The 22585-nt window shown below is 63.8% G+C and carries 24 protein-coding genes; 12 read left to right on the top strand and 12 right to left on the bottom strand.

The features are described 5' to 3' along the window. Positions 1–53 precede the first annotated feature (53 nt). Positions 54–302, bottom strand: coding sequence for a hypothetical protein (locus tag AC5P7U_RS04410; RefSeq protein ID WP_006474562.1), 249 nt, complete (start codon positions 300–302; stop codon positions 54–56). A 182-nt stretch (positions 303–484) separates the two neighbouring features. Between AC5P7U_RS04410 and AC5P7U_RS04405 the strand changes: the two genes are divergently transcribed. From AC5P7U_RS04405 to AC5P7U_RS04395, 3 genes are all read left to right on the top strand, one after another. Then, positions 485–979, top strand: coding sequence for a lipocalin family protein (locus AC5P7U_RS04405; protein ID WP_197564022.1), 495 nt, complete (start codon positions 485–487; stop codon positions 977–979). A gap of 12 nt (positions 980–991) precedes the next feature. Continuing rightward, the gene (locus AC5P7U_RS04400; protein WP_197564023.1) at positions 992–2203 is read left to right on the top strand and encodes an NAD(P)/FAD-dependent oxidoreductase; all 1212 of its coding nucleotides are present in this window, start codon (positions 992–994) and stop codon (positions 2201–2203) included. Between the two features lie 168 nt (positions 2204–2371). Further along, positions 2372–2851, top strand: a complete 480-nt coding sequence (locus AC5P7U_RS04395; protein WP_006474647.1) for a hypothetical protein — start codon at positions 2372–2374, stop codon at positions 2849–2851. A gap of 52 nt (positions 2852–2903) precedes the next feature. Here the strand turns inward: AC5P7U_RS04395 and AC5P7U_RS04390 are convergent, their stop codons facing one another. Then, positions 2904–3338 carry a PepSY domain-containing protein gene (locus AC5P7U_RS04390; RefSeq protein WP_006474649.1) on the bottom strand — a complete coding sequence of 145 codons (435 nt, stop codon included), beginning with the start codon at positions 3336–3338 and terminating at the stop codon, positions 2904–2906. A gap of 143 nt (positions 3339–3481) precedes the next feature. Between AC5P7U_RS04390 and AC5P7U_RS04385 the strand changes: the two genes are divergently transcribed. The 3 genes from AC5P7U_RS04385 to AC5P7U_RS04375 are packed head-to-tail and all read left to right on the top strand — an operon-like array spanning position 3482 to position 5756. Beyond that, positions 3482–3772 carry a PepSY domain-containing protein gene (locus AC5P7U_RS04385; RefSeq protein ID WP_008267113.1) on the top strand — a complete coding sequence of 97 codons (291 nt, stop codon included), beginning with the start codon at positions 3482–3484 and terminating at the stop codon, positions 3770–3772. Beyond that, positions 3772–4431: a response regulator transcription factor gene (locus AC5P7U_RS04380; protein ID WP_197564024.1), complete on the top strand. Its 660-nt coding sequence runs from the start codon at positions 3772–3774 to the stop codon at positions 4429–4431. The genes AC5P7U_RS04385 and AC5P7U_RS04380 overlap by 1 nt, the downstream gene beginning before the upstream one ends. Next, the gene (locus tag AC5P7U_RS04375) at positions 4428–5756 is read left to right on the top strand and encodes an ATP-binding protein (RefSeq protein ID WP_197564025.1); all 1329 of its coding nucleotides are present in this window, start codon (positions 4428–4430) and stop codon (positions 5754–5756) included. The genes AC5P7U_RS04380 and AC5P7U_RS04375 overlap by 4 nt, the downstream gene beginning before the upstream one ends. A gap of 59 nt (positions 5757–5815) precedes the next feature. On the opposite strand, the gene AC5P7U_RS04370 is transcribed toward AC5P7U_RS04375, so the two are convergent. Both AC5P7U_RS04370 and speA read right to left on the bottom strand, forming a co-directional pair. Continuing rightward, a complete protein-coding gene (locus AC5P7U_RS04370) occupies positions 5816–6136 on the bottom strand; it encodes a DUF6122 family protein (RefSeq protein ID WP_006474656.1) in 321 nt (106 codons plus the stop codon). A gap of 43 nt (positions 6137–6179) precedes the next feature. Further along, positions 6180–8069: an arginine decarboxylase gene (gene speA / locus AC5P7U_RS04365; protein WP_133935788.1), complete on the bottom strand. Its 1890-nt coding sequence runs from the start codon at positions 8067–8069 to the stop codon at positions 6180–6182. 191 nt (positions 8070–8260) lie between these two features. On the opposite strand from speA, the gene speE reads away from it, so the two are divergent. Continuing rightward, the gene (gene speE / locus AC5P7U_RS04360; RefSeq protein ID WP_197564026.1) at positions 8261–9115 is read left to right on the top strand and encodes a polyamine aminopropyltransferase; all 855 of its coding nucleotides are present in this window, start codon (positions 8261–8263) and stop codon (positions 9113–9115) included. A gap of 123 nt (positions 9116–9238) precedes the next feature. Here the strand turns inward: speE and AC5P7U_RS04355 are convergent, their stop codons facing one another. Next, a complete protein-coding gene (locus AC5P7U_RS04355) occupies positions 9239–10144 on the bottom strand; it encodes an aspartyl/asparaginyl beta-hydroxylase domain-containing protein (protein ID WP_053511758.1) in 906 nt (301 codons plus the stop codon). A 434-nt stretch (positions 10145–10578) separates the two neighbouring features. Here AC5P7U_RS04355 and AC5P7U_RS04350 point away from each other — a divergent pair, with 434 nt between their 5' ends. Then, entirely contained in the window at positions 10579–11238 is a 660-nt protein-coding gene (locus AC5P7U_RS04350; RefSeq protein ID WP_197564027.1) for an RIO1 family regulatory kinase/ATPase domain-containing protein, read from the top strand. Positions 11239–11383: 145 nt separating this feature from the next. On the opposite strand, the gene AC5P7U_RS04345 is transcribed toward AC5P7U_RS04350, so the two are convergent. Next, positions 11384–11722: a P-II family nitrogen regulator gene (locus tag AC5P7U_RS04345; protein ID WP_005411374.1), complete on the bottom strand. Its 339-nt coding sequence runs from the start codon at positions 11720–11722 to the stop codon at positions 11384–11386. A 154-nt stretch (positions 11723–11876) separates the two neighbouring features. Here AC5P7U_RS04345 and ubiK (AC5P7U_RS04340) point away from each other — a divergent pair, with 154 nt between their 5' ends. Beyond that, positions 11877–12128, top strand: a complete 252-nt coding sequence (ubiK, locus tag AC5P7U_RS04340; protein WP_197564505.1) for a ubiquinone biosynthesis accessory factor UbiK — start codon at positions 11877–11879, stop codon at positions 12126–12128. 40 nt (positions 12129–12168) lie between these two features. On the opposite strand, the gene AC5P7U_RS04335 is transcribed toward ubiK (AC5P7U_RS04340), so the two are convergent. Genes AC5P7U_RS04335 through AC5P7U_RS04325 form a run of 3 tightly spaced genes read right to left on the bottom strand, consistent with a single transcriptional unit; the run spans position 12169 to position 18760 of the window. Then, positions 12169–12576 carry a hypothetical protein gene (locus AC5P7U_RS04335; protein WP_197564504.1) on the bottom strand — a complete coding sequence of 136 codons (408 nt, stop codon included), beginning with the start codon at positions 12574–12576 and terminating at the stop codon, positions 12169–12171. Positions 12577–12602: 26 nt separating this feature from the next. After that, positions 12603–16352 carry an RHS repeat domain-containing protein gene (locus AC5P7U_RS04330; protein ID WP_197564503.1) on the bottom strand — a complete coding sequence of 1250 codons (3750 nt, stop codon included), beginning with the start codon at positions 16350–16352 and terminating at the stop codon, positions 12603–12605. Beyond that, positions 16352–18760 carry an RHS repeat protein gene (locus AC5P7U_RS04325; RefSeq protein ID WP_495220818.1) on the bottom strand — a complete coding sequence of 803 codons (2409 nt, stop codon included), beginning with the start codon at positions 18758–18760 and terminating at the stop codon, positions 16352–16354. Before AC5P7U_RS04325 ends, AC5P7U_RS04330 begins: the two co-directional genes overlap by 1 nt. Positions 18761–18948: 188 nt before the next feature. Here AC5P7U_RS04325 and ubiK (AC5P7U_RS04320) point away from each other — a divergent pair, with 188 nt between their 5' ends. Then, positions 18949–19200: a ubiquinone biosynthesis accessory factor UbiK gene (gene ubiK, locus AC5P7U_RS04320; protein ID WP_006474684.1), complete on the top strand. Its 252-nt coding sequence runs from the start codon at positions 18949–18951 to the stop codon at positions 19198–19200. A 126-nt stretch (positions 19201–19326) separates the two neighbouring features. Further along, positions 19327–19761: an NAD(+)--rifampin ADP-ribosyltransferase gene (gene arr, locus AC5P7U_RS04315; RefSeq protein WP_006474692.1), complete on the top strand. Its 435-nt coding sequence runs from the start codon at positions 19327–19329 to the stop codon at positions 19759–19761. A gap of 107 nt (positions 19762–19868) precedes the next feature. Here arr and arsB read toward each other — a convergent pair whose 3' ends face one another. From arsB to AC5P7U_RS04300, 3 genes are read right to left on the bottom strand one after another with little or no spacing between them, the layout of a single operon-like run. Next, positions 19869–20900 carry an ACR3 family arsenite efflux transporter gene (arsB, locus tag AC5P7U_RS04310; RefSeq protein ID WP_197564501.1) on the bottom strand — a complete coding sequence of 344 codons (1032 nt, stop codon included), beginning with the start codon at positions 20898–20900 and terminating at the stop codon, positions 19869–19871. A 14-nt stretch (positions 20901–20914) separates the two neighbouring features. Beyond that, entirely contained in the window at positions 20915–21418 is a 504-nt protein-coding gene (locus AC5P7U_RS04305) for an arsenate reductase ArsC (protein ID WP_006474699.1), read from the bottom strand. A gap of 37 nt (positions 21419–21455) precedes the next feature. After that, complete coding sequence (locus AC5P7U_RS04300) at positions 21456–21785, bottom strand: ArsR/SmtB family transcription factor (protein ID WP_006474700.1); 330 nt, start codon at positions 21783–21785, stop codon at positions 21456–21458. A gap of 17 nt (positions 21786–21802) precedes the next feature. On the opposite strand from AC5P7U_RS04300, the gene arsH reads away from it, so the two are divergent. Then, the gene (gene arsH, locus AC5P7U_RS04295) at positions 21803–22531 is read left to right on the top strand and encodes an arsenical resistance protein ArsH (protein WP_006474701.1); all 729 of its coding nucleotides are present in this window, start codon (positions 21803–21805) and stop codon (positions 22529–22531) included. Positions 22532–22585: the final 54 nt, after the last annotated feature.

Raw genomic sequence — 22585 nt, 5'->3', positions numbered from 1 at the left:
CTATACGGCACCGCCGATAAAGGGCGGGTGGGCAGGCCCGGCAGCGTCGAGCATCAGTACTTCAACCGCAGCTCTTCCACGGTCGGCTGCTGCAGCGCGTACCAGTCCTGGAACTCTTCCTCGGTGATCTCGTCGGGCGCATACACCGCCACCGGGTGCCAGTCATGGTCGGTCGGCAACGGCTGGCGCGGGCCGGCGCGCAGGCTGTAGCTCACGCCTTCGTAGTCGACCAGGTCATCGACCTGCGGCCACTGCTCGCGTGCGAACGCGGATTCACTCTTCAACAGGATCACCTGGTACATCGGCACCTCCACCTCGGTTGGATCAGGAAAACACGGCGCTGGCGGCAGGATACCGCCACGCCGATGACAACGCGCACTCCGTCGGGGCGACGGAACGTTCTGGACACGGCCATCGCCCCGGCTTCACCCGCCCATGGCAACGCCATCGGCATCGTGGAGGCCCCCCCCTGCCACCACTGCCGATGACCGACCACCCACCGCTGAAGACCGTCGCCGACCTCAAGCTGCCCCGCTACCAGGGCACCTGGTACGAGATCGCGCGCCTGCCGATGCGCCACGAGCCGGAAGGCTGCACCGACGTGTCGGCGCACTACACCCTGCTCGACAACGGCAACGTCGGCGTCACCAATCGCTGCCGCATGGACGGCGAGATCGAGGAGGCCAGTGGCGAGGCCTGTGCCGTCGACAACGACAGCGCGCGCCTGGAAGTGAGCTTCCTGCCCAAGGGCCTGCGCTGGCTGCCGTTCGCCAAGGGCGACTACTGGGTGATCCAGATCGCCCCGGACTACAGCGTGTCGCTGGTCGGCAGCCCGGACCGCAAGTACCTGTGGCTGCTGGCGCGCGAGCCGCGGCTGGACGCGACCGTGCAGGACCATTATCTGGCGGCGGCTCGCCTGCAGGGCTTCGATCTGTCCGAACTGATCCAGACCCCGCACACCGGCCACCCCACTGCCTGAGCAGCGCCGCGCATGGACCTGAAGAGTGGCTACCCGTGGTGGGCGGTACGCAACGGCCTGATACACGCCTTCCCGCCGTTGCAGGAGGACCTGCGCTGCGACGTGCTGGTGGTCGGCGGTGGCATCACCGGTGCGCTGATCGCCGACGAGTTGTCCCACCATGGGCACGACGTGGCGGTGATCGAGCAGCGCGACATCGGCTGGGGCAGCACCGCCGCCAGTACCGCGCTGCTGCAGTACGAGATCGATACCCACCTGCTGGAACTGACCGAACGCTACGGGCAGGACGCCGCTGCACTGGCTTACCGGGCCTGCGCGGAGGCGATCCCGGCCCTGGGCGAGGTGACGCGTGGCCTGAAGGACGTGGACTTCCAGCGCATGGACAGCCTGTACCTGGCCAGCCGCCATCGCGACGTGCCACGCCTGATGGCCGAGGGTGCCGCGCGGCGCGGCATCGGCCTGGATGCGCGCTGGCTGGGCCCTGAGGCGCTGCGGGAACGCTTCGACGTGGATGCCGGTGGCGCGCTGCTGACCCGCCAGGCGGCACGGGTCGACCCTTACCGGCTGACCTATGGGTTGCTGCAACGCGTGCGCCGGCGTGGCGGCCACGTGCATGACCGTAGCGTGCTGCACACGCTCGCGCCGGGCCCGCGAGGTGTGCGTGCGCTGACCGAGGCCGGCGCCACCGTCCACGCCCGCCACGTGGTGCTGGCCATGGGCTATGCCAACCAGCGCTGGCTCGAACAGCGGGTTGCACGCAACCGCAGCAGTTACGCCTTCATCACCGATCCGATCGATGCGGACATGCTGGACCGGCTGCGCAACACGATGGTGTGGGAGAGCGCCCGCCCCTATCTGTACCTGCGCGCCACTGGCGACCGCCGCCTGCTGGTGGGCGGGCTGGACGATGCCATCGACATCCCCGCCCGCCGCGACCGACGCGTAGAGCGCAAGGCCGACAAACTGATGAAACAGCTGCTGCACTGGTTCCCACGACTGGATCCGGTGCCGGCCTTCTCCTGGGCCGGCACCTTCGCCGAGACCGCGGACGGCCTGCCGTTCTTCGGCCCGCACGCGCAGTGGGGCCCCCGGGTTCATTTCGCCATGGCCTACGGCGGCAATGGCATCACCTACTCGATGATCGGCGCACAGCTGCTGCGGGCCCGCATCGAGCGGCGGAAGCATGCGCTGGAAGGGCTGTTCAGCTTTGAACGGTTGCCGTAGCGCCCACCTTTTGTAGAGTCGAGCCCTGCTCGACTCTACAGAGGCCGCAATCGAGCAGGCCCGGATCTACCGCAAGCGGCCGCCGACAGGCATCATTCAAGCAACCCCTGCTAGCGTCGGCCTGTACCGCCGCGTGTTGCGTGGCCACCTGTCCGCTGGAGCGCCGTCATGATCCGCCCCCTGACCCTGCTGCTGTGCCTGGCCCTGCCGGGAACCGTGCTGGCCCAGTCTGCTGCGGGCGCCACCGCGCCGCAGGCGGCCGGCCTGGACCTGTCGCTGCCGCAGGCGCCGATGCGCTACCTCAACGACCCGGCCCTGCAGCAGGACCCGCCCGGCACCTACTACGGCGACAAGAGCGGCCCCCGCGTTCACGACGACGCCAGGATCGCCGACGTGACCGACGACAAGGTCAAGGTGTCCGGCAGCTTCACCACCGGCATCGGCTATTCCAAGAACGGCGGCAACAGCCACTACAACGCCGCCACGCTGAACCTCAGCAAGAACTACACCACCGATGAAGGGAAGACCCACGGGCTCAACCTCAACATCCACGTGAGTGAAGGCAAGGGCCCGGGCTTCTTCGGCCCGTACGGCGGCTACTACGGCCGCGGCCCGGGCTGGGATTACCCGCCGCCGTACGGTTGGTAACACCGCGCGCGGGAGGCGGGCCGACCAAGGTCGGCACCTACCGGCACGCGAATCAATCCAGCCAGCCATCGCGCTCGCTGTGCAGGATGCGGCCGTCATAACCGCTCAGGCGCACCTCCACCTTCTGGTTGCGGGCATTGCGCGCTTCCAGCGACCAGGTCGCGCCGTCGCGTTCCAGCGAATGGATCTCGCGCAGGCCATGCGACTGCGCCCGTGCCAGAACCTGCTCGGTGGTCAACAGCGCGCGGCTGCTGTGCTCATCGAAGATCTCGCCGGTCTTCGGATCCACATAGACCTCGCTGAAGCGGCCATCGGCACGGCTCACGTCTGCCTCCCACAGGCCGTCATCGCGCTCGATCTCGTGGATCTGGGTGTAGCCGGCCTTGCGCAGGGTCTGTTCGACCTGGGCCATGCCCAGCGGCGCGGCCTGCGCGGCCGGTACGATGGCCAGCGCAGCGACGGTGGCGAGAGTGAGCGACTTCAACATGGGGGTTCTCCTGTTCGTGGCCGGATCATCCCGGCACCGCCACGATGCATGCCCCGGTTAACAGCGCCTTAGCCGCAGCTGTTAGGCAATCGTTAGTCGCCATCGGCATACTCGCGCCGGTTCCCCTTCCTGGCGCAGTCACGATGCTCCCCACCCTCGCCCTGCTGCTGGCCCTGGCCGGCGCCCCGAACGCTGCCGCTCCGACCCAGGACCCGGCGCAGCAGGTTGCGCGCCGTGCCGTGCAGCAGGGCCGTTATGTGCCGCTGGAAGGCGTGGTGCGTGATGCGCTCCGGCGCTATCCGGGCCAGCTGCTGGAAGTGGAGCTGGACGACGGCGTCTACGAGGTGGAGATCCTGCGCACCGACGGCGTGGTGGTGGAGCTGGATTATGATGCGCGCAATGGAAAGCTGCTGAAGACGGAGCTGGACGACTGATGCGTATCCTGCTGGCCGAAGACGATGCGGCGCTGGTTCAACGGCTGGTGCCTTTGCTGGAACAGGCCGGCTACGTCGTGCACACGGTGGCTGACGGGCGCCACGCCGAGGAGATCGGCCAGATCGAGGACCTGCAGGCCGCGATCGTCGATCTGGGCCTGCCCGGCCTGGACGGGCTGAGCGTGATCGAGCGCTGGCGTGGCAATGGCCGCAGCTTCCCGGTGCTGGTGCTGACCGCACGCGGGCGCTGGCACGACAAACTGGCAGGCTTCGATGCCGGCGCCGACGACTACCTCACCAAGCCCTTCCAGGCCGACGAACTGGTGCTGCGCCTGCGCGCCCTGATCCGCCGCAGCCATGGCCATGCCAGCCCGCGCCTGCAGTGCGGCCCGTTGCAGCTGGACGTCAACGCCGGGCGCTTCGAGCTGGATGGGCAGGCGCTGGCGCTGAGTCCGCAGGAGTTCCGCGTGTTGAGCTACTTCATCCACCACAGCGGCAGCGTGATCAGCCGCGACCGCCTCGGCGAGCAGATCTTCGAAGGCGGCTACGATCCCGATTCCAACGCGCTGGACGTCCTGCTCGGGCGGGTGCGCCGCAAGCTGGGCACCGACCTCATCCATACCGTGCGTGGCCAGGGTTGGCGGCTGGCCGAGGCATGAGCGCGCGCCAGCCTTCGCTGCGCCGCCGGCTGCTGCTGGTCGCCGGCGTCGGCCTGGTGCTGGTCTCGGTACTGGCCAGCGTCCTGCTGGGCGAGCTGTTCAAGCGCAGCGCGCGCGACCGCCTCGACCACGAACTGCAGCAGGACATGCTGACCCTGCTGGCGCAGGCCGAAGTGGACCCGGAAGGGCAGCTGCGCCTGCGCCAGGAACCGAACGACGCCCGCTTCCAGCGGGTGTTCTCCGGTGCGTACTGGCAGATCGCGGACCAGCAGGGCAAGGTGCTGCTGCAGTCGCGCTCGCTGTGGGACCAGACCCTGGCCGCCACCGCCGACGGCCCGACCCAGCGCAACCTGCCCGGGCCGATGCAGCAATCACTGCGTGCCCGCGTGCAGCAGGTGCGCCTGCCGCGCGCGGCGCAGGCCTATGTTGCCGTGGTGGCCAACGACCGCAGCGCACTGGATGCCGACGTTGCCGCGTTCCGCCAACGCACCGCGATTGCGCTGGCGGTGCTGGTGGCCGCGTGGCTGGCGGTGCTGGCCAGCCAGGTCCATTTCGGGCTGCGCCCGCTGCGCGGACTGCGCCAGCAGCTTGAGCGCATCCGGCGTGGCGAAGCCGAACGTATCGACCGCCGCCAGCTCGATATGGAGATCGCACCGCTGGCCGATGAACTGGACGCCCTGCTCGACCACCACCAGCGCATGGTGGCGCGTGCACGCAGCAGCGCGGAAGATCTCGCCCATGCACTGAAGTCGCCGCTGAGCGTGCTGGCCGCCGAGACACAGGGCGACGGCCGCGACTGGCGGCGTACGCTGCACGAGCAGGGTGCGCGCATGCGCGCCAGCATCGACCGCTATCTGGCCGCCGGCCTGGCGGTGGACCACCGGCAGCGCAGCGAGGTGGCCCCCGCCGCCGAAGCGCTGTGCCGGCTGATGACCCGCGTGCACGCCGGCCGTGGCATCCACTTCCGGGTGGACGTGGCCCCCGGGCTGGCCTTCGCCGGCGCCGTGACCGATCTGGAAGAAATGCTGGGCAACCTGCTGGACAACGCCGGCAAGTGGGCCCGCCACGATGTGCGGCTGCGCGCCCTGGCCCAGCAGGACCGGCTGCACATTGAAGTGCGCGACGACGGCCCCGGCCTGGACGAGGCCAAGCTGGAGAGTGTGTTGCAGCGTGGCGTGCGCCTGGACGAGCGGGTGGAAGGCAGCGGCCTGGGGCTGGCTATCGCAGCCGACATCGCCGCCAGCCACGGCGGCTCACTGCGCCTGTCGAACGAAAACCCCGGATTGCGCGCGCGGCTGGAACTGCCGCTGGCGCCGGCTGACTAGGTCGGGGCCGGACGGCCCCAGGCGCAGCCGGGCGTGGGCTCGGCCCAGCGCGTCACCCATCAGCGGTGGTGCATCCACCAGCAATCGATCGCGTCCAGCACGATGTGGATCATCAACCCGATGCCAAACAACCGCGTCTTCTTCGGCACGCACAGACCGGCATAGACCGCGATGGCCGGCGCGGTGTGCAACGGGTGGAAGCCGATGCTGCACCGGTTTGGCGCGTAGATCGGATCGGCCAGCAGGTGGTCCAGATCGATGATCCAGCCCAGCAGCATCAGCAGCCACGCCGAAGCGAAGCGCTTGCGCCAGAACAGCCATGCCAGCAGGGCTGGCACGGCGGCATGCAGGAACAGGTGGAAGATCGCGCGTGCGCTCATCGGGGCCGGTAGCGCCGGGCCATGCCCGGCGTTCCCGTTGACCTCAGACCAGCGGTTCGTCGGACAGGTAGGTGTAACCGGTCAGGCCGGCTTCCAGCGCGTCCGACAGTTCCTGCGCACGCTCCGGCGACAGCTGCGCCTCGGCCACGCGCTGCGCATAGGTGGCACGCAGTTCGTCCAGGCGGTAGCCCACGTAGTCCAGCATCACGTCGGTGGTATCGCCACGGCGCTGCTGGGTGATGGCATAGCCATCGGCATCGGCCAGCACTTCCACCGCGTCGGTGTCGCCGAACAGGTTGTGGATGTCGCCCAGGATTTCCTGGTAGGCGCCGACCATGAAGAAACCGATGCGATAGCTCTCGCCCGGCTTCATCTTGTGCAGCGGCAGCGAGCTGTCCAGGCTCTCGTTCTCGACATAGGTTTCCACCATGCCGTCCGAGTCGCAGGTCATGTCGGCGATGATGCCGCGACGGTCCGGGGTTTCGTCCAGGCGCTCGATCGGCACGATAGGGAACACCTGGTCGATCGCCCATACGTCCGGGATCGATTCGAACACGCTGAAGTTGACGAAGTACTTGTCGACCAGGCGCTCGTTCAACTCGTCCAGCACCGGGCGATGGCTCTTCTCGTCATAGCTCAGGCGCGCACGCACGCCGTGGGCGATGGCGTAGAACAGATCGTCGATGCGCGCACGCTGCGGCAGGTCGATCTGGCCCAGCGCGTAGCTGGCCAGACCTTCGGCGTGGAAGTGCTGTGCTTCCTGGAACAGTTCCACCGCCGGGCGCACGTCCAGCTCGTCGTGGATCTCGCGCAGGTGGCGGATCGCCGCCGGCTCATCGTCGTGCTGGTCCGGCACGCGGCCTTCCTGCGCCTCTTCCACTTCCGACACGTTGGCGATCAGCACCGCGTGGTGCGCGGTCATCGCGCGGCCGCACTCGGTGACGATGCGCGGCGGGGTCAGGCCGAACTCTTCGCAGGCATTGGCCAGCGGCTGCACGATGTTGCTGGCGTAGGAATGCAGGCCGTAGTTGATCGAGCAGAAGCTGCGCGAACGGGTGCCTTCATAGTCCACGCCCAGGCCACCGCCCACGTCGACATGGGTGATCTTCGCGCCCAGGCGCGACAGCTCCACGAAGTAGCGGGTGGCTTCGCGCATGCCGTTGGCGATGTCGCGCACGTTGGAGATCTGCGACCCCATGTGGAAGTGCAGCAGGTTCAGGCAGTCGGCGTACTCGGTGTCACGCAGCGACTTCCACAGGTCCAGCAGCTGGCGCGGCGACAGGCCGAACTTGGCCTTGTCGCCACCACTGTTCTGCCACTTGCCAGCGCCCAGCGAGGCCAGGCGCATGCGCACGCCCAGGCCCGGCTTCACGTCCAGCGCCTTGGACTCTTCCAGCACCAGCTTCAGCTCGGACGGCTTCTCGATGACGATGAAGGTCTGCAGGCCCAGCTTGCGGCCGATCAGGGCCAGGCGGATGTACTCGCGGTCCTTGTAGCCGTTGCAGACGATCAGGCCACCCGGGCGCGACAGCGCCAGCACGGCCATCAGCTCGGGCTTGCTGCCCGCTTCAAGGCCGAAGCCCTCGCCATGGTGGCTGGCCAGGGTGCCGGCCACGCCACGGGTCTGGTTGACCTTGATCGGGTACACGGCGGTGTAGCCGCCACTGTATTCCCAGTCCTGCTGGGCCTGGCCGAAGGCCGCCTGCAGCTTGCCCAGGCGCTGGCCGAGGATGTCCGGGAAGCGCACCAGCAGCGGCAGCTTGGCACCGGCCGCACGCGCCGCATCGACCACCTTGGGCAGCGACACCACCGGGCCGTCCGCCCCGGTCGGTCTCACCACCATGTGCCCGGCCTGATCCACGTCGAAGTAACCGTCCGCCCAATGCGGGATCGAGTAGGTCTTGCGGGCTTGGTCGAGGGACCAATCGGTCATTTCAGTCGGCCTTGTTGGCAATAAAAGGGGGGGCATGATAACGCCTATATGCCCACAGGTTCGTTATCATGCGCGCCCGCGCCCGTGACAGGTTCCAACCTGAACGGGCCGATCCGTCCGGATGTGGCATCTGTGCCACGCGGCCCCGCCCGCCAGCCCGGCTTCACCCCTCCGAACAGGACTGTTTTCCAATGACTGACAGCAACAACTGGTACATCGAACACTTCGAGCGCACCGGCTCGGCCATCGGCTATCGCATCACCGCCAAGCTGGACGAGGTGCAGTCGCCGTTCCAGAAGATCGAGATCTTCCAGACCACCGACTGGGGCAACCTGATGACCATCGACGGGGCCATCATGCTGACCAGCAAGGACAACTTCTTCTACCACGAGATGATCAGCCACCCGGTGCTGTTCACCCACGCCGCGCCCAAGCGCGTGGTGATCATCGGTGGCGGCGACTGCGGCACCCTGCGCGAAGTGCTCAAGCACAGCGGCGTGGAGAGCGTGACCCAGTGCGATATCGACGAGCAGGTCACGGTGATGGCGCGCAAGCACTTCCCGGAACTGTGCGATTCCAACGACGACGCCCGCGCCGAGCTGCTGTTCGACGACGGCGTGGCCTACATGGCCAACTGCCCGGCCGGCAGCGTGGACGTGGTGATCGTCGATTCGACCGACCCGGTCGGCCCGGGCGAAGGCCTGTTCAACAAGGCCTTCTACGAGAGCTGCTTCAAGGCCCTGAAGGACGACGGCATCCTGGTGCAGCAGTCCGAATCGCCGCTGATGCAGCTGGACCTGATCAACGAAATGCGCACCGAGATGGGCAAGGCCGGCTTCGGCTCGTTCAAGACCCTGCCGTTCCCGCAGCCGTGCTACCCCACCGGCTGGTGGAGCGTGACCATGGCGCGCAAGGGCGACAGCAGCTTCGACTTCCGCCAGGCCGACTCGGCCGCCAAGACCTTCAACACCCTGTACTACACCGCCGCGCTGCACACCGGCGTGCTGGTGACCCCGCCGTTCGTGCAGGCGGCGCTGAAGAACTGATCGGAAAGCGCGCCAACCAAGGTTGGCACCTACCCATGCAAAAGAAAAACCCGCGCTGGTGACGGCGCGGGTTTTTTCATGTTCCGGTAGTGCCGGCCGTTGGCCGGCAACCTCATGCAACGATCAGAGCGCCCAGATACCGGCAATCACCGCCACCACCAGGCCCCACTTGATCAGCTGGTAGGCCACCACGCTGCGCTCGCGCAGCGCCTTGGCCTTCAGCCGCACCTTGTACACGCTGCCGAACGCCTTGTTGACGCCGCCGGTCGGGTCACCCGGCAGGTTCGGCGACGCACCACCGGCCAGCAGCGTAGCCGCCACCGCACGGTTGAACAGGCCGGGCAGGCCGAAGTGCAGCGGCCGGGCGATGTCGCAGAACAGGATCACGCGATCATCCGGCGTCTCGTTGTGCGCATGGTGGATGTAGGTCTCGTCGAACATCATCCACTCGCCATCGCGCCAGCTCTTCTTGATGCCGTCCACTTCGATGTAGCAGCCGTCGTTGTTGGGCGTGGCCAGGCCCAGGTGCAGGCGCAGCGAACCGGCGAACGGATCGCGGTGCGGGCGCAGTTCACTGCCCGACGGCAGCTGGGCGAACATCGCCGCGCGCACGTCCGGCAGCGATTCCAGCAGTGCGGTGGTCTTGGGGCACATCGTCTTCGCCGACGGGTGCGACGGGCCGTACCACTTCAGGTAGAAGCGCTTCCAGCCACGACGGAAGAACGAATTGAAGCCAGCGTCGTTGAACGTGCTGGAGGCAGCGATCTTCTGCGCATCGCGCAGCGCCAGTGCCTCATCGCGGATCATCTGCCAGTTCTGGCGCAGCGGCTCCAGCTGCGGGAACTCCTTGGCCGGGTCCAGGAACGGCGTGGTCGGCACCTTCGAGAACATGTACATGACCACGTTGATCGGGGCCATGAAACTGGAGTGGTCCAGCAGCTGGCGCGACCAGCGCGCGCGGACCTTGCCACGGAAGTGGATGTACAGCACGCAGGCCACGAACAGCGCTGCAATGACGATTTTGATGATCAAAGCACTTTCCTCCAGCCGCGGCCGGAACGGGAAACGGGGCGATGCACGGCCTGGCGGCCAGCACCGGTGGGAGCGCGGCAGGGGACGGGGACGTGCCGGAGGGGGCGGCCGCCGATGTCGCGTGTTAACAGCTTATGGTCGGCAGGCCGTGCGCCGGGGTCAAGCCGGGCGTGCGTTGCGTTCAGCGCGACGCCGATGAATGGGCCAGAAGCGCGCACAACCTGTTGATCCAACAGGACGATCCCTATAAGTGAGACATGATTGTCCGATTCCGCGTGACGAACTGTTCCAGCCACGACCCCGACATTTCTCCGACAAATCGTCGATTAGCGAACTGGCGAGTACTAAAATTAACGAATGCTTAGTAACTTCCTGTAACACCGGTTCGCTTGACGCTTCGCGCCACCCACCGGGTCGACCGAGACCCCGACATGTATCTCCCTGCACTGCCCCCCTCCTCCTGCGGCGATGACGCTGCGGCGCCGCTGCTGCTCAAGCGCGGCAATCGCTTCCTGGCCCCAGACGTCTACCGCACCTGCCTGGACGGGCGCGAAGCGGTCATCAAGGACTACTCCCGCTACCGCGGTACTCCCGTTTCACTGATCGCCCGGCTGATGGTGCGCCGTGAAGCGCGCATGCTGCAGCGTCTCGGCGGCTGGAAACACGCCCCGGCCCTGCTCGGCACCCTCGGTGGCCTGGCACTGGGCATGGAGTTCATTCCCGGCCAGACCCTCAGCACCGCCCAGGCCGTCGGCAACGACGTGTTCGAGCAGCTGCAGCACGCGCTCAGCCGCCTGCATGCGGCCGGCATCACCCACAACGACCTGCATGGCACCAACGTAGTGGTGAGCGGCGGCGTGCCCGTGCTGCTCGACTTCACCTCGGCCTGGCGCGTACCCCGCTGGCTGCGCCGCGGCCCGCTGAGCCGGCAGATGCGCCGCAGCGACATGAAGAACCTGCTGAAGATCCGCCAGCGCGTGACCGGCCAGGCGCCGAGCGCCGCGCAGGCCGCGCTGGTGGCCGACCCGGGCTGGGTGTCCGCCGTGCGCCAGGGCTGGAAGCGGTTCTACAAGTGGGCAAAGCGCCGGTAACTGCTTTGCTTTGGTAGGGGTCGAGCTTGCTCGACCGCTTTACCGCTCTTTGTAGAGTCGAGCTTGCTCGACTGCTCTGCGCTTCAGTCGAGCAAGCTCGACTCTACAAAAGCCGCTTTACAGCCCGAATACCCACAAAACCGGGTTACAACGCGTCCGCGTCCAACTCACCGGTACGAATACGCACCACGCTGCCCAGGTCGTAGACGAACACCTTGCCGTCACCAATCTTGCCGGTGCCCGCAGCTTTCACGATGGCCTCAACCACCGCCTCCACCTGGTCATCGGTCACCGCCACTTCCAGCTTCACCTTCGGCAGGAAATCGACCACGTACTCCGCACCACGGTACAGCTCGGTATGGCCCTTCTGGCGACCAAAGCCCTTCACTTCCGTCACCGTGATCCCGGTAACCCCACGCTCGGCCAGCGCTTCGCGCACGTCGTCGAGCTTGAACGGCTTGATCACCGCCATGACCATCTTCATCGTCTATCTCCTGTCTTCCGGCGTGGAGGATAGCGCCTGAACGCGGCCCGTGCGAAGCGGCTGCGGCCTGTCCGGGCAGTGGGTGCCGGCAGTATCCTTGTGCCGATTGGCCTGCCCGCGCCGGATGCACGGGCCCACCCCCACGGAGCACCCCATGATCGACCTGAACCACATCGATGACCTCGCCCGTCGCCTCAGCGACCTGGTGCCGCCAGGCCTGCGCGAATCGCGCGAGGAACTGCAGGCCACCTTCAAGAGCGCGCTGCAGGCCGGCCTGGCCAAGCTCGATCTGGTCACCCGCGAGGAATTCGAAGTACAGCGCGCCGTGCTGCTGAAGACCCGCGAGAAGCTGGACGCGCTGGAAACGACCGTGCGTGAGCTGGAAGGGCGCTCGCCATCAGATTGAGTTGACGCCACTTTCGCCAGACAGCGAGGCGAAAAGCAGACTACCGCTCATCGTCAAACGCGAAGTGCCTCACGTCTTCGAGATCGAACACGGCACGATCCTGCGTCAGCCGAATCCGCCCGGACACCTGCACGCTGGCAGAGATATTGCACAGGCCAGGACTGTTACGCTCCAGGCATATACGCTTCTGTTCGGCGTAAAAACGTGCGACCGAACTGGCAGCCCCATGCTTGCCGATATCGAGGATTCGTGCGCCATCGCTGCAGCGGGAGTTGCGCAGAACCTCTTCGTGACGGTTATCCGTTACATATCGAGCTGACAAGACGACCTCGTCCCGATCATATTGGCCGGGATTCTTAGCGATGGCACACAGCACTTCATCATGAGGATCGTCTTTTGCGGTTGTCGCCCACCCACTGGCACATGCAGATAGCAGCAGGCCCAGCATGGGCACTAATGACGCTGATCTCATAGTCATTTGTCCTTCTCGGTCTTGGGCTGACGTGCTTCCCAGTTTGCAACAGAACCCTCCACCCCCTTGGCCTGTTCATCCTTGCTGATGTTGATCCCAAGGCCTTTAGCAACAACCGCCTCCGTGCCGTATGCACTCCGCTCTGTGGCACGAACCTCATCACTGGTGGCCGCGGGGCGTCCACGCTCCGCCGTATCAATATCGTGCTGATCTTCATGGGCTATCACCTGCGCCCCCGTCTTCGGGCTGTCGACCTTGCTGAGATCGACAGTGACTGTCCCCTTCTGATTGGTATTGGCGATTGTCTTGCCGTCCAGCTCACCGGACACATAATGCGGACCAGCGGAACCTTCGGTTCCTATGCTGCGCAGTATCTTGTCGACGATGCGCTGCTCCCGGCGATCTGTGAGGTTAGCGCGCGACTCCCTCAGTTGTCCGACATAAGCCTTGATAGGTGCGCACATCGCGGCTTCACAGGTGTAACGGCCATCAGGATCAACGAATCGATAAGGATTACTGCTCGCATACCAGTATCGATTGAATGCGTTCGTAGGACTGGCATGAGCCGTAACTGGATCGACAGAGAGGAAGCGACCGACGACCGGATCATAGTAGCGCTGCTGCATGTACGAGATGCCATTTTGGCTGTCACTTACATGACCTGAAAATCCCACTTCGTCTCTCAGCCCGCGATTCAACAACTCGCCGTAGGGATCATAAAAACTTTGTTCAATCACACTTCCGGAGGCATCGGTGGCGGCAATGGGTGAACCCAGAACATCCGCGTGCGCATATTTCGGGTGAACTACCCCGTCAGCCCCAGCCTCCAGGGTTGCAACCAGCATCGACCCCATATAGACGTATTCCCGAACCTTCCCATCACGTTCACTCTGCTGCCTGCGGAGCTTTCCCTCACTGTCGTACATGGAAAGAATCGAGCCACTGCCCTGCAACCACGCCAGAACGCGACGCCCATGGCCGTCATATCGATAGTTCTCTGGTCCTGGCGCCGAGCGCAGACGATTTCCGAAGTCGAATACGAATGGCTGGCCATTGCGCATCGAAAGGTTCCCTTGCACGTCATACGCCAAACCCGTCGTCGTCGCACCGTTGCTTGACATGATATTGGTCAAGCGATTACGTGCATCGTATCCATAGGTATGATCTTTGCGTCCAGACAACTTGGCGCTCAGCGTGTTGTCGAGAACGTCATACGCGTAGCGAATCACTCCATCCCCACCGAAGGCAGCCGACGTAGCTTGCGTCAGACGTCCGATGCCGTCGTAAGTCATCTGACGGCTACGGCCTGCGTCGATTGAATCGAGGATAGCGCTGACATTTCCGCTGGCGTCGTATGCATAGGTCAGGTCAACCGCGCTGGGTGACGCAGTGATCCGGGAAGGCAGGTTCCGTACATTCAACTCCTGCACGAACTGAACTCCGTTACCGTAGGCAAATCGCCGTGGGCTTCCGTTGGAATGGTACTCAGCGCCACTCACATAGCTACCGACGCGACTCGGCTGGCCCAGGGCATTCGGATCCAGAGCAATGAACATGCCGCTCGGGTATTGGATACCCGATCGCGAGGCGTTGGCGTCGTAAGAGTAGCCCAGCCCCCACGTGAACCAACCGGGCTGTGACGTGGATTCGCCCGTCATCAGCCTCCGCTTGTTATAGCTGTAGGCGTTGGTAGTCTGGGTCGTTCCACCGTCGTTGAGCGTGACTATCTGTGTTGGAAGTCCATCTGCGGCGTAACTCCAAGTCTGGTTTCCGTTCCCATCGGGGAACGTCAGCGTCGAAATCCTGTTACGCGCATCGTACGCCCGATCAATACGTCGCCCAGATCCCTGGGCCGCCGCCAGATCACAGTTGGCGGCATCCGGAAGGTTTAAACCACTGGCGGTCCAGAGAGTGTTGCCAGCGCCATCCTGGGCGATGACCGTAGCCCCAGACTCTGGCTCTATTGCCTTGCACAATTCCCCGCCAGCGCCGTACACAAGCGTGCGTTGCAAGCGCACGCTGCCGTCTGCATTGCGACGTACGATCGCCGCCGGCCGCCCATAGCGATCCCGGGGAATATCGGTAAATTCCCCTTCAGGCGCGCTGATGGCAATTGCATCAGACTGCGCCGGTGTACCGAACGCAAGGTACTGCACTCGGGTGGTATGGCCTCGCGGATCCACCGTGGTGCGTCGATTGCCCGCCTCGTAGGTGATGACGCTCGTTGCCACTCCGGACTCGGTATCCTGGGAAACCGATGTGGGGCGTCCCAGTGCATCGTACTCGGTCCAAATACCCTTCAGAGGCGGAAGCGTTACGCGGGTATTGGTATTCGCTGTGGCATCTCCAAATCGGCCCACACCTTCCTGATTCATCCGCCACTGCAACGGGTATTGCCCGGCTGCGGAAGGTGCGGTGATCGTGAATAGAAATTCCACGATGCCATTGGGGGGCACATCATGCGGCAGGGGAATGCGTGCGGCGCTCCACACGGTGTTGTCGGCAGGATTCTCGGTTGCCAGTGCGTAGCCCGCTCCGCTGCTCCACGTCGTCTCGCCTATGTTGCGGAAGCGCAACCGCATCTGCATCGTGCTACCCGTCTCCATACTGATCGGGAAGCCGCCCCCCTCCTCGGTTCGCGCGTTGTTCACAGGCGCGGTTACGTTGACCGCCACATTTGGCGTGGCGGGCCCGAACCAGCCCTTTCCATCAGCCCACATCTGTCTCTGGAAGTTGTAGACGCCGGGCGTTGTTGGCGCCTGCATTGGCACAGGGATATCTACTGTTTCGCCCGGCGCCACTGCGCGAGGCAGAGGAATGCGCGCCCCGCCCCATAGCGTGGAATCGGTTGGGTTCTGCGACCCCAACCAGTAGCTGCCCGGCTGCCACGTGGTGTCCCCGGTGTTCTTCATGCTTACTACGGCGGATTGGCTTCCCGCAGTCTTCATTTCACTGGCTACGGATTGACTATGGTACTCAGCGCCGTTGACCGGTTGCCAAATAAAGAAGCCGATCTGGCCTGAAGCAAGCCCAAACCAGTTCCCATTCCTGTGCATCTGGAATGACACGCCATACCAACCTCCATTGGCCGCGCCCGTGCTGGGAACCAGAGTGACGTTGAACGTCGCTGTTGCTCCCGGCGGCACTGATCCTGGGACGGATAGGCTTGAGGACTGCCAGTACGCCGGATTGTCGTTGGGCATGCTGAGTGCATATCCGCCTTCCGGCGTCCATGTGGTTTCCCCTGTATTCCTCATCGTGACCGTCGCCACGAACGGCTGGCCGGCCACCACGCGATTTGTCGACAGCGAGGCAGACACCATCTCAGCCGAGTTGACAGGTTCCGGAGGGGCATTGACAGTAATGACCACAGGCCCACTCTGCAGCGACCTGACAATCTCCTCTCCGTTGAGGTTGCGGATGCCCTGCGCCGTCAGCATGTACTGATACGTTCCTGGAGGCAGACCATGCACCGTGTACGCGCCATACGCGAAATTGGTAACCAGCGCACCGTTTTGCGTCAGCCGGACATTGTCGATGTACTCCGACTTTGGGCCCGCATTGGTACTTCCGAACTCAACCGTCATGGTCACAGTTGCTGGAGCTGTGTAGACGGTCTGCGCCGGGCCGGTCAGCCTGACCCAGGCTTGGGCGTGTACGCCGGGACTGATCGCTAGCGCCATGATCATCAGCAGCAGTGCGCCCAGCCAGCGCGACTGAACGTCCTCATCCATCATTGTCGGCACTCGCATCAGGGCCCCTCCACGCGATAGCGACCGGGATAGGACCGGAATATCGTCCTGCCGGCGTGGTCATAGGATGTGATGACCTGCCGCAGCGTTGAACTGCGATTGGTCGCGTCGTAGTCCTCGGTAAGTACAGGACGCATCAACGCGTCATGCCAAGTGATACGCCGGGCATTTCCGGTTGATTCCGTGCGACGCCAGTGTCCCGCTGCCAAGCCTCGTTCAGACCCGGTCGTCCGCTGATAGCTGATGATCGAATCATTCCACGCCACGCTATCGCCGCCGGGATACTGGATGAGAGCCAAGCGGCCGGCCGCGTCGTAGCCGTAGGAAGTGGTCGCCGCGGTTTCGTCGGTTCTGCTCAACAGCCAGCCGTTGTCGTCCACCGTGGCGGAGATGCTGGTGCCATCGGCGTACAGGATGCGCCGTGGCGTGCCCCGCTTGTAATCCTGCAGTTGTGTTTTGTTGCCGTTGCCATCAACCACCTGCGTTAGGTTCCCCAGTGAGTCATAGGCCAGCGTTTGCTTCAGCTTGCCGAACACCCATATTGAATTCGGGAGGGACTGTGCATTGAACTCGGTGCGATGTTGCTCGACGCCAGTGTCGGCATCTTCCACGCGTTCTTTCTGGCCTAAGGTCCAGCTAGCGAGATTGTCATTGAATACAACCCTGTCCTTAGCCACGGCCAGGTCGCTTCCACTGTAGGTCTGGACCGGCCTCGCAAAGAGGTCGAATAGATCCACCCGCTCGGTATATGCCGTGGCCTCACGCGTGGTGACGACCTGCTTCTGCGGCTCGATGAGTCCTTCGGTTGGGGTCATGATGCTCAGCGATTGCCCCACAAGAGGAATGAACTGACCAGCAGCCTCTTCCTTGCTCAGATACTGGTATTTCACACCTTGAAGCGTCACCCCCGCAGCATTGGCGGTCCGGGTCTCCAGCACCTTGCCTTCATCGACGCGCGGCCGCACGCCGAACAGATAGCTGGTGACGCTTCCGTCAGGCTCGGTCACCGTCGTCCAGCGACCCTCGGCTGAAAAGCCATCCTGGAAACCGTAGGTGGTCGTCATTGATGGCAGCCCCGGCCCACTGATGGTCCGCTGCTGCAGGTTCCAGACACCGATATAGGGCGTCTGCTCAGGCGACGAGCACGGGCTGATGTCGGTAGCGCGGTAGAAGTAGCGATACGCCAGTGAGTAGGTAGACACCGCACCCGCCGGATGACCCACCGCGTAGCTGTAGGGGCCGTAGACGGTTCCCATACGGGGATCGCACTCGGAGCCCTCCGGCGTAGGTCCAAAATTGGGTGGGCGCAGGGTGCCGCTGACGGTGTAGGTCCACCGCGTGCCGTCGGGAAGCACTACGGCAGCCAGTCCACCATCAATACGTGAACCCAGTACGCCGGGTTCGCGGTACTGGTAGGTCCATGTCCGGCCGTTGGCCGAGGCACTTGTAATGCGGTCGCCGGAGTAGCCAAGGGTGATGGCACGTCCGTCACTGCTGGTGATGGACGTCAGCTTGTCGCCGTTGTATCCGTAATTGACCCAGTTACCGAAACGATCCTCCACGCGCGTCGCCATGAAAAAGACATGGGTTCGCGACAGCGACCGGGTGGGTGCCAGCGGATTGTCCTTGTAGTTCATACGGGTCATTTCGCGCGTCACGACCCAGTTGAGGTAGTACTTCGTCCCATCCGGCGTGACCGCCAGGAACGCCTCACCAGGCACTCCGTTCTCGGTCTGCGGCAAGCAGCGGACGCGCACATTGCCGGCTGTCACCCAAGGATAGTTCTGCCCATCGGCGGGCATAGGGATGCCGGCTGATGCCACCAGCATCTGCGCGCTCCCTTGCCCCGGCAGATTCAGGCCGTAGCCGTTCCAGAACACGGTTTCCGGGTAATAGGAAATGCCGCCTTCGCCAATGTAGGGCCGCTTCTGCTGAGAACAGCGCTGGAAGCGGCTCGCATCGTTATCGGGCCCAACCACCCATCCGCGGGCGCTGAAAACACCCTCCAAGTGTGGAACGTCGATATCCCAATCGTAGAAGCCGGCAAGGTCGCCAGGCTTGCTGTCCTGATACAGGTAGCGCTCACTGATGCTGCGCTTGCGGCTCAGCGCCACAGGCGGCCCAGCGTTACCCGGGATGGCGATGTCTGTGACCGAAAAGCTCAACTGCCCGTTGAACAGAGAAATGCTCTCGCCGAACGCACCTGCATCAAGCTTCCCAAGCTGCTGGGCCTTGCCAATGCGATTGGCGTATTCGGACTCGGCTTCCACGAATTCCTGCGCTGAAGCCGACGTTGCAGCGAAGCACAGCAACAATGAAGCGAGCCGCCACCCATTGCATCCCATGATGTCCCCCTGGCAAGAATGAACAACCTGTTCATACAGCGCTGCCGATTCTGTACGGTCCAACGGCCTCACACTCGTCAGAAAAACCCGCATTGACGTGTAGGGCTTTTCCTAACAAGCCCGGCCAGCCACTGCGTTTGTGCTCGAAAAGTGCGACGGAATGGTCTGAGGAAGCCATTAAAAGGTTTCGCGCATGGTTTAACTCGGCGGACTGAAGATCGAACCGGCTGTTACCCCACGGCTCCCTCCCCATGATCGACCTGAACCACATCGATGACCTCGCCCGTCGCCTCAGCGACCTGGTGCCGCCGGGCCTGCGCGAATCGCGCGAGGAACTGCAGGCCACCTTCAAGAGCGTGCTGCAGGCCGGCCTGGCCAAGCTCGACCTGGTTACCCGCGAAGAGTTCGAAGTGCAGCGCGCCGTGCTGCTGAAGACCCGTGAGAAACTGGACGCGCTGGAAACGGCCGTGCGCGAACTGGAAGGGCGCGGCGCCGCAGAATGAAAAAAGGAGGCGCACTGCGCCTCCCACTTACAGAGTATTTCGCGGATGGGGCCTTGCCGCAAGGCCCTTCCGGCGCCCTAGACTCGCCGGCCTGCCGATCCGGCAGCACAGAGAGGGGCGGCACCAATGGCGCAGGACACCGAATGGACACCCGTTTCGCATGACACCTGCGACCAGGTCGCCGGGCCGTTCTATCACGGCACCCGCGCCGACCTTGCCGTGGGCGAGCTGCTGAGCGCGGGCTTCCGGTCCAACTATCGCGACGGTGTGGTGATGAACCACATCTACTTCACCACGATTGCCAAGGGCGCCGGGCTGGCTGCGGAGATGGCCCGGGGTGAGGGGCGGCCGCGCGTGTATCTGGTGGCGCCGACCGGGCCGTTTGAAGACGATCCGAACGTGACCAACAAGAAGTTTCCCGGGAATCCAACGCGGTCGTATCGCAGTGCGCAGCCGTTGCGGGTGGTTGGGGAGGTTACGGAGTGGGAGCTCTACGACCCGGAATTCGTTCGGCAGTTGAGAGCGTTTGTTGCTTCGGGGAGTGGGGAGATCATCAATTGATGGAAGGAGAGACCCGTGCTTTGGCTGACGAGAGATCAATGCAGCAGGTCGTCGAACGATGTCCGCTTTCGGCCAGAAGCGGACATCATCAAGAGAGTGTCGCTCTATCAGGTCCCGTTCCGCATCTCATACCAGCCCTGAGTTCGATTCACGATTCGAACCACCGACAGCATTACCGGCACTTCGATCAGTACGCCCACTACCGTGGCCAGTGCGGCACCCGAATGCACCCCGAACAGCCCCACGGCTGTTGCCACAGCCAGCTCAAAGAAGTTGCTCGCTCCAATCAGTGCGGATGGTCCGGCAACGCAGTGGGCTACACCTAGGCGACGGTTCAGGAGATAGGCCAGGCCTGAGGTGAAGTAGACCTGGATCAAGATGGGGACGGCGATGAGTGCGATGACCAGGGGCTGCTTGACGATCTGCTGTCCTTGGAAGCCGAACAGCAGCACCAGAGTAAGCAGAAGGGCAGACAGCGAAACGGGCCCGAGCCGGTGCAGCACAATCTGCAGACCAGTGTTCCCGTTGCGCGAAAGCATCCACTGCCGTAGCAGCGCAGCCACCACTACGGGCGCGACGATGTACAGCCCAACGGACAACAGCAGCGTGTCCCATGGAACCGTGATCGAGGAAATTCCCAGCAGCAGCGCAACTACCGGAGCATAGGCAACGACCATGATCGCGTCGTTCAGCGCAACCTGGCTCAGCGTAAAATTCGCATCGCCACGGCACAGGTTGCTCCACACGAACACCATCGCAGTGCAAGGCGCAGCTGCCAGCAGGATCAGGCCAGCGATGTAGCTGTCAGTCTGCCCAGCAGGCAACCAATCTGCGAAGACGTGGCGAAGGAATACCCACCCCAGCAGTGCCATCGAGAAGGGCTTAACAGCCCAGTTGATGAACAACGTAACCCCGATACCTTTCCAATGCTGCTGCAGCTGGCGCATGGCACCGAAGTCCACCCTCAGCAGCATCGGGATGATCATCAACCAGATCAGCACCGCGATCGGCAGGTTGACCTTGGCCACCTCCGCCGATGCAAGCGTGGCAAAGGCGCCTGGCAGGAAATGGCCAAGCAAGGTCCCGGCCGCAATGCACAGCGCCACCCACAGAGTCAGGTGGCGCTCGAACAGGCCCATGGCTGGACGCGGCTTCACGGGGAAGCGTCGATCGGCTGCAACTGGCCGATTTGGTCCAGCGCGCTTTGAAGCGCCAAGCGATCCTTCCATAGCGCTTCTGGCAATGCCAGTAGAGCACGCAGGCGAATCTTCACGATGGTGTGAGCCCGTGCAAACGCTGCAGCCTTCTCACTATCAGTGCCTTCTACCGTAGCTGGATCCGGCAAGCCCCAGTGGCTGCGGATGAAGTCCCCAAACACCAGTGGGCAGGACTCTGCGGCTGCTGAATCGCATACGGTGATTACCAGGTCCATTGGCGCGGCATCCACGAACTCATCCCATGACTTGCTGCGCAGTCCAGCAATGGGCATCCCTTCGGCCTGCAACTGTGCGAGGGCAAACTGATTGACGGAGCCCGCAGGCTGACTGCCGGCACTGAATGCGTTGAAATCTTCGCCGCCCCACGCGCGTAGCGTGGCCTCAGCAAGGACGCTTCGCGCGCTATTGCCAGTACAGAGAAACAAGACGTTACGTGTCATCGTGCAATCGCTTTGGCAGGAAAGGGAACGTGCGGTTTCAGCACTTGCACTCGGGAAAAGTCGGCACGCATTGCTCGCTTGGCGAGCCTGCGCAGCAGTTGTGCGTGAGGTACTCGATCAAGCCAGTCATGGCAGCGAAGTTCGCGCGGTAACAGACGTTCCGGCCTTGGCTCTCGCTCTCCACCAGGCCGGCCTGTAGCAACTCTTTCAGATGGAAGCTCAACGTTGCCGGCGGCACCTGCAGGGCCGTAGCGATGTCGCCAGCCATGCGTCCCGCTGGTCCAGCTTCCACCAGCAGGCGGAAGGCGGCCAACCGGGTGGCATGGCCCAGGGCTGTCAGAGCAGAGATTGCATTTGATGTTTCCATATTTCTAGAATAATCGAATGAAAGAGCCAATCACAAGCGCCGATCTACCAAACCTGGCTGTGGCCTCGCTACCGCGGCCCGACCACCGGCTTCTCGCTGCCGCGGACCAGGGTCCGCCGAGGATCCTGCTGCTTTACGGCTCGCTGAGGCCGCAATCGTTCAGCCGGAAGCTGGCCCTGGAAGCCGAGCGACTTCTGCGCCACATGGGTTGCGAGACCCGTGTGTTCGATGCCCATGGGCTGCCTATGCTGGACAGCGTGGACAAGAGCCACCCCGAAGTTCAGCGGCTGCGGGAATGGTCACAGTGGTCCGAGGGACAGGTCTGGGTTTCGCCAGAGCGACATGGAACCGTTACCGGCGTGTTCAAGAACCAGATCGACTGGTTGCCGTTGGAAGATGGCAGCGTGCGCCCCACGCAGGGCCGGACGCTGGCGGTGATGCAGGTGAGCGGTGGCTCCCAATCGTTCAATACGGTCAACACCCTGCGGGTGCTCGGCCGCTGGATGCGCATGTTGACCATTCCCAACCAGTCATCGGTGGCGAAAGCCTGGCAGGAGTTTGATGACGATGGGCGAATGAAACCCTCTCCGTACTACGACCGTGTAGTGGACGTGATGGAGGAGCTGGTGAAGTTCACACTGCTGACGCGAGGGCGGTCGGACTACCTGGTGGATCGCTACAGCGAACGAAAGGGTGACGATGCTGCGATTGCGTTGGCTAGGGCGGCTGGGGCTACAGCCTCTTGATGCTCAGCGGCCACGCTGCCAATCAAAACGTGGCCGCCGCTACTGCACATGGAA

It is taken from the genome of Stenotrophomonas sp. YJH_SMC_57 (genome assembly GCF_059369755.1).
This window is presented reverse-complemented; position numbering and strand designations above follow the sequence as displayed.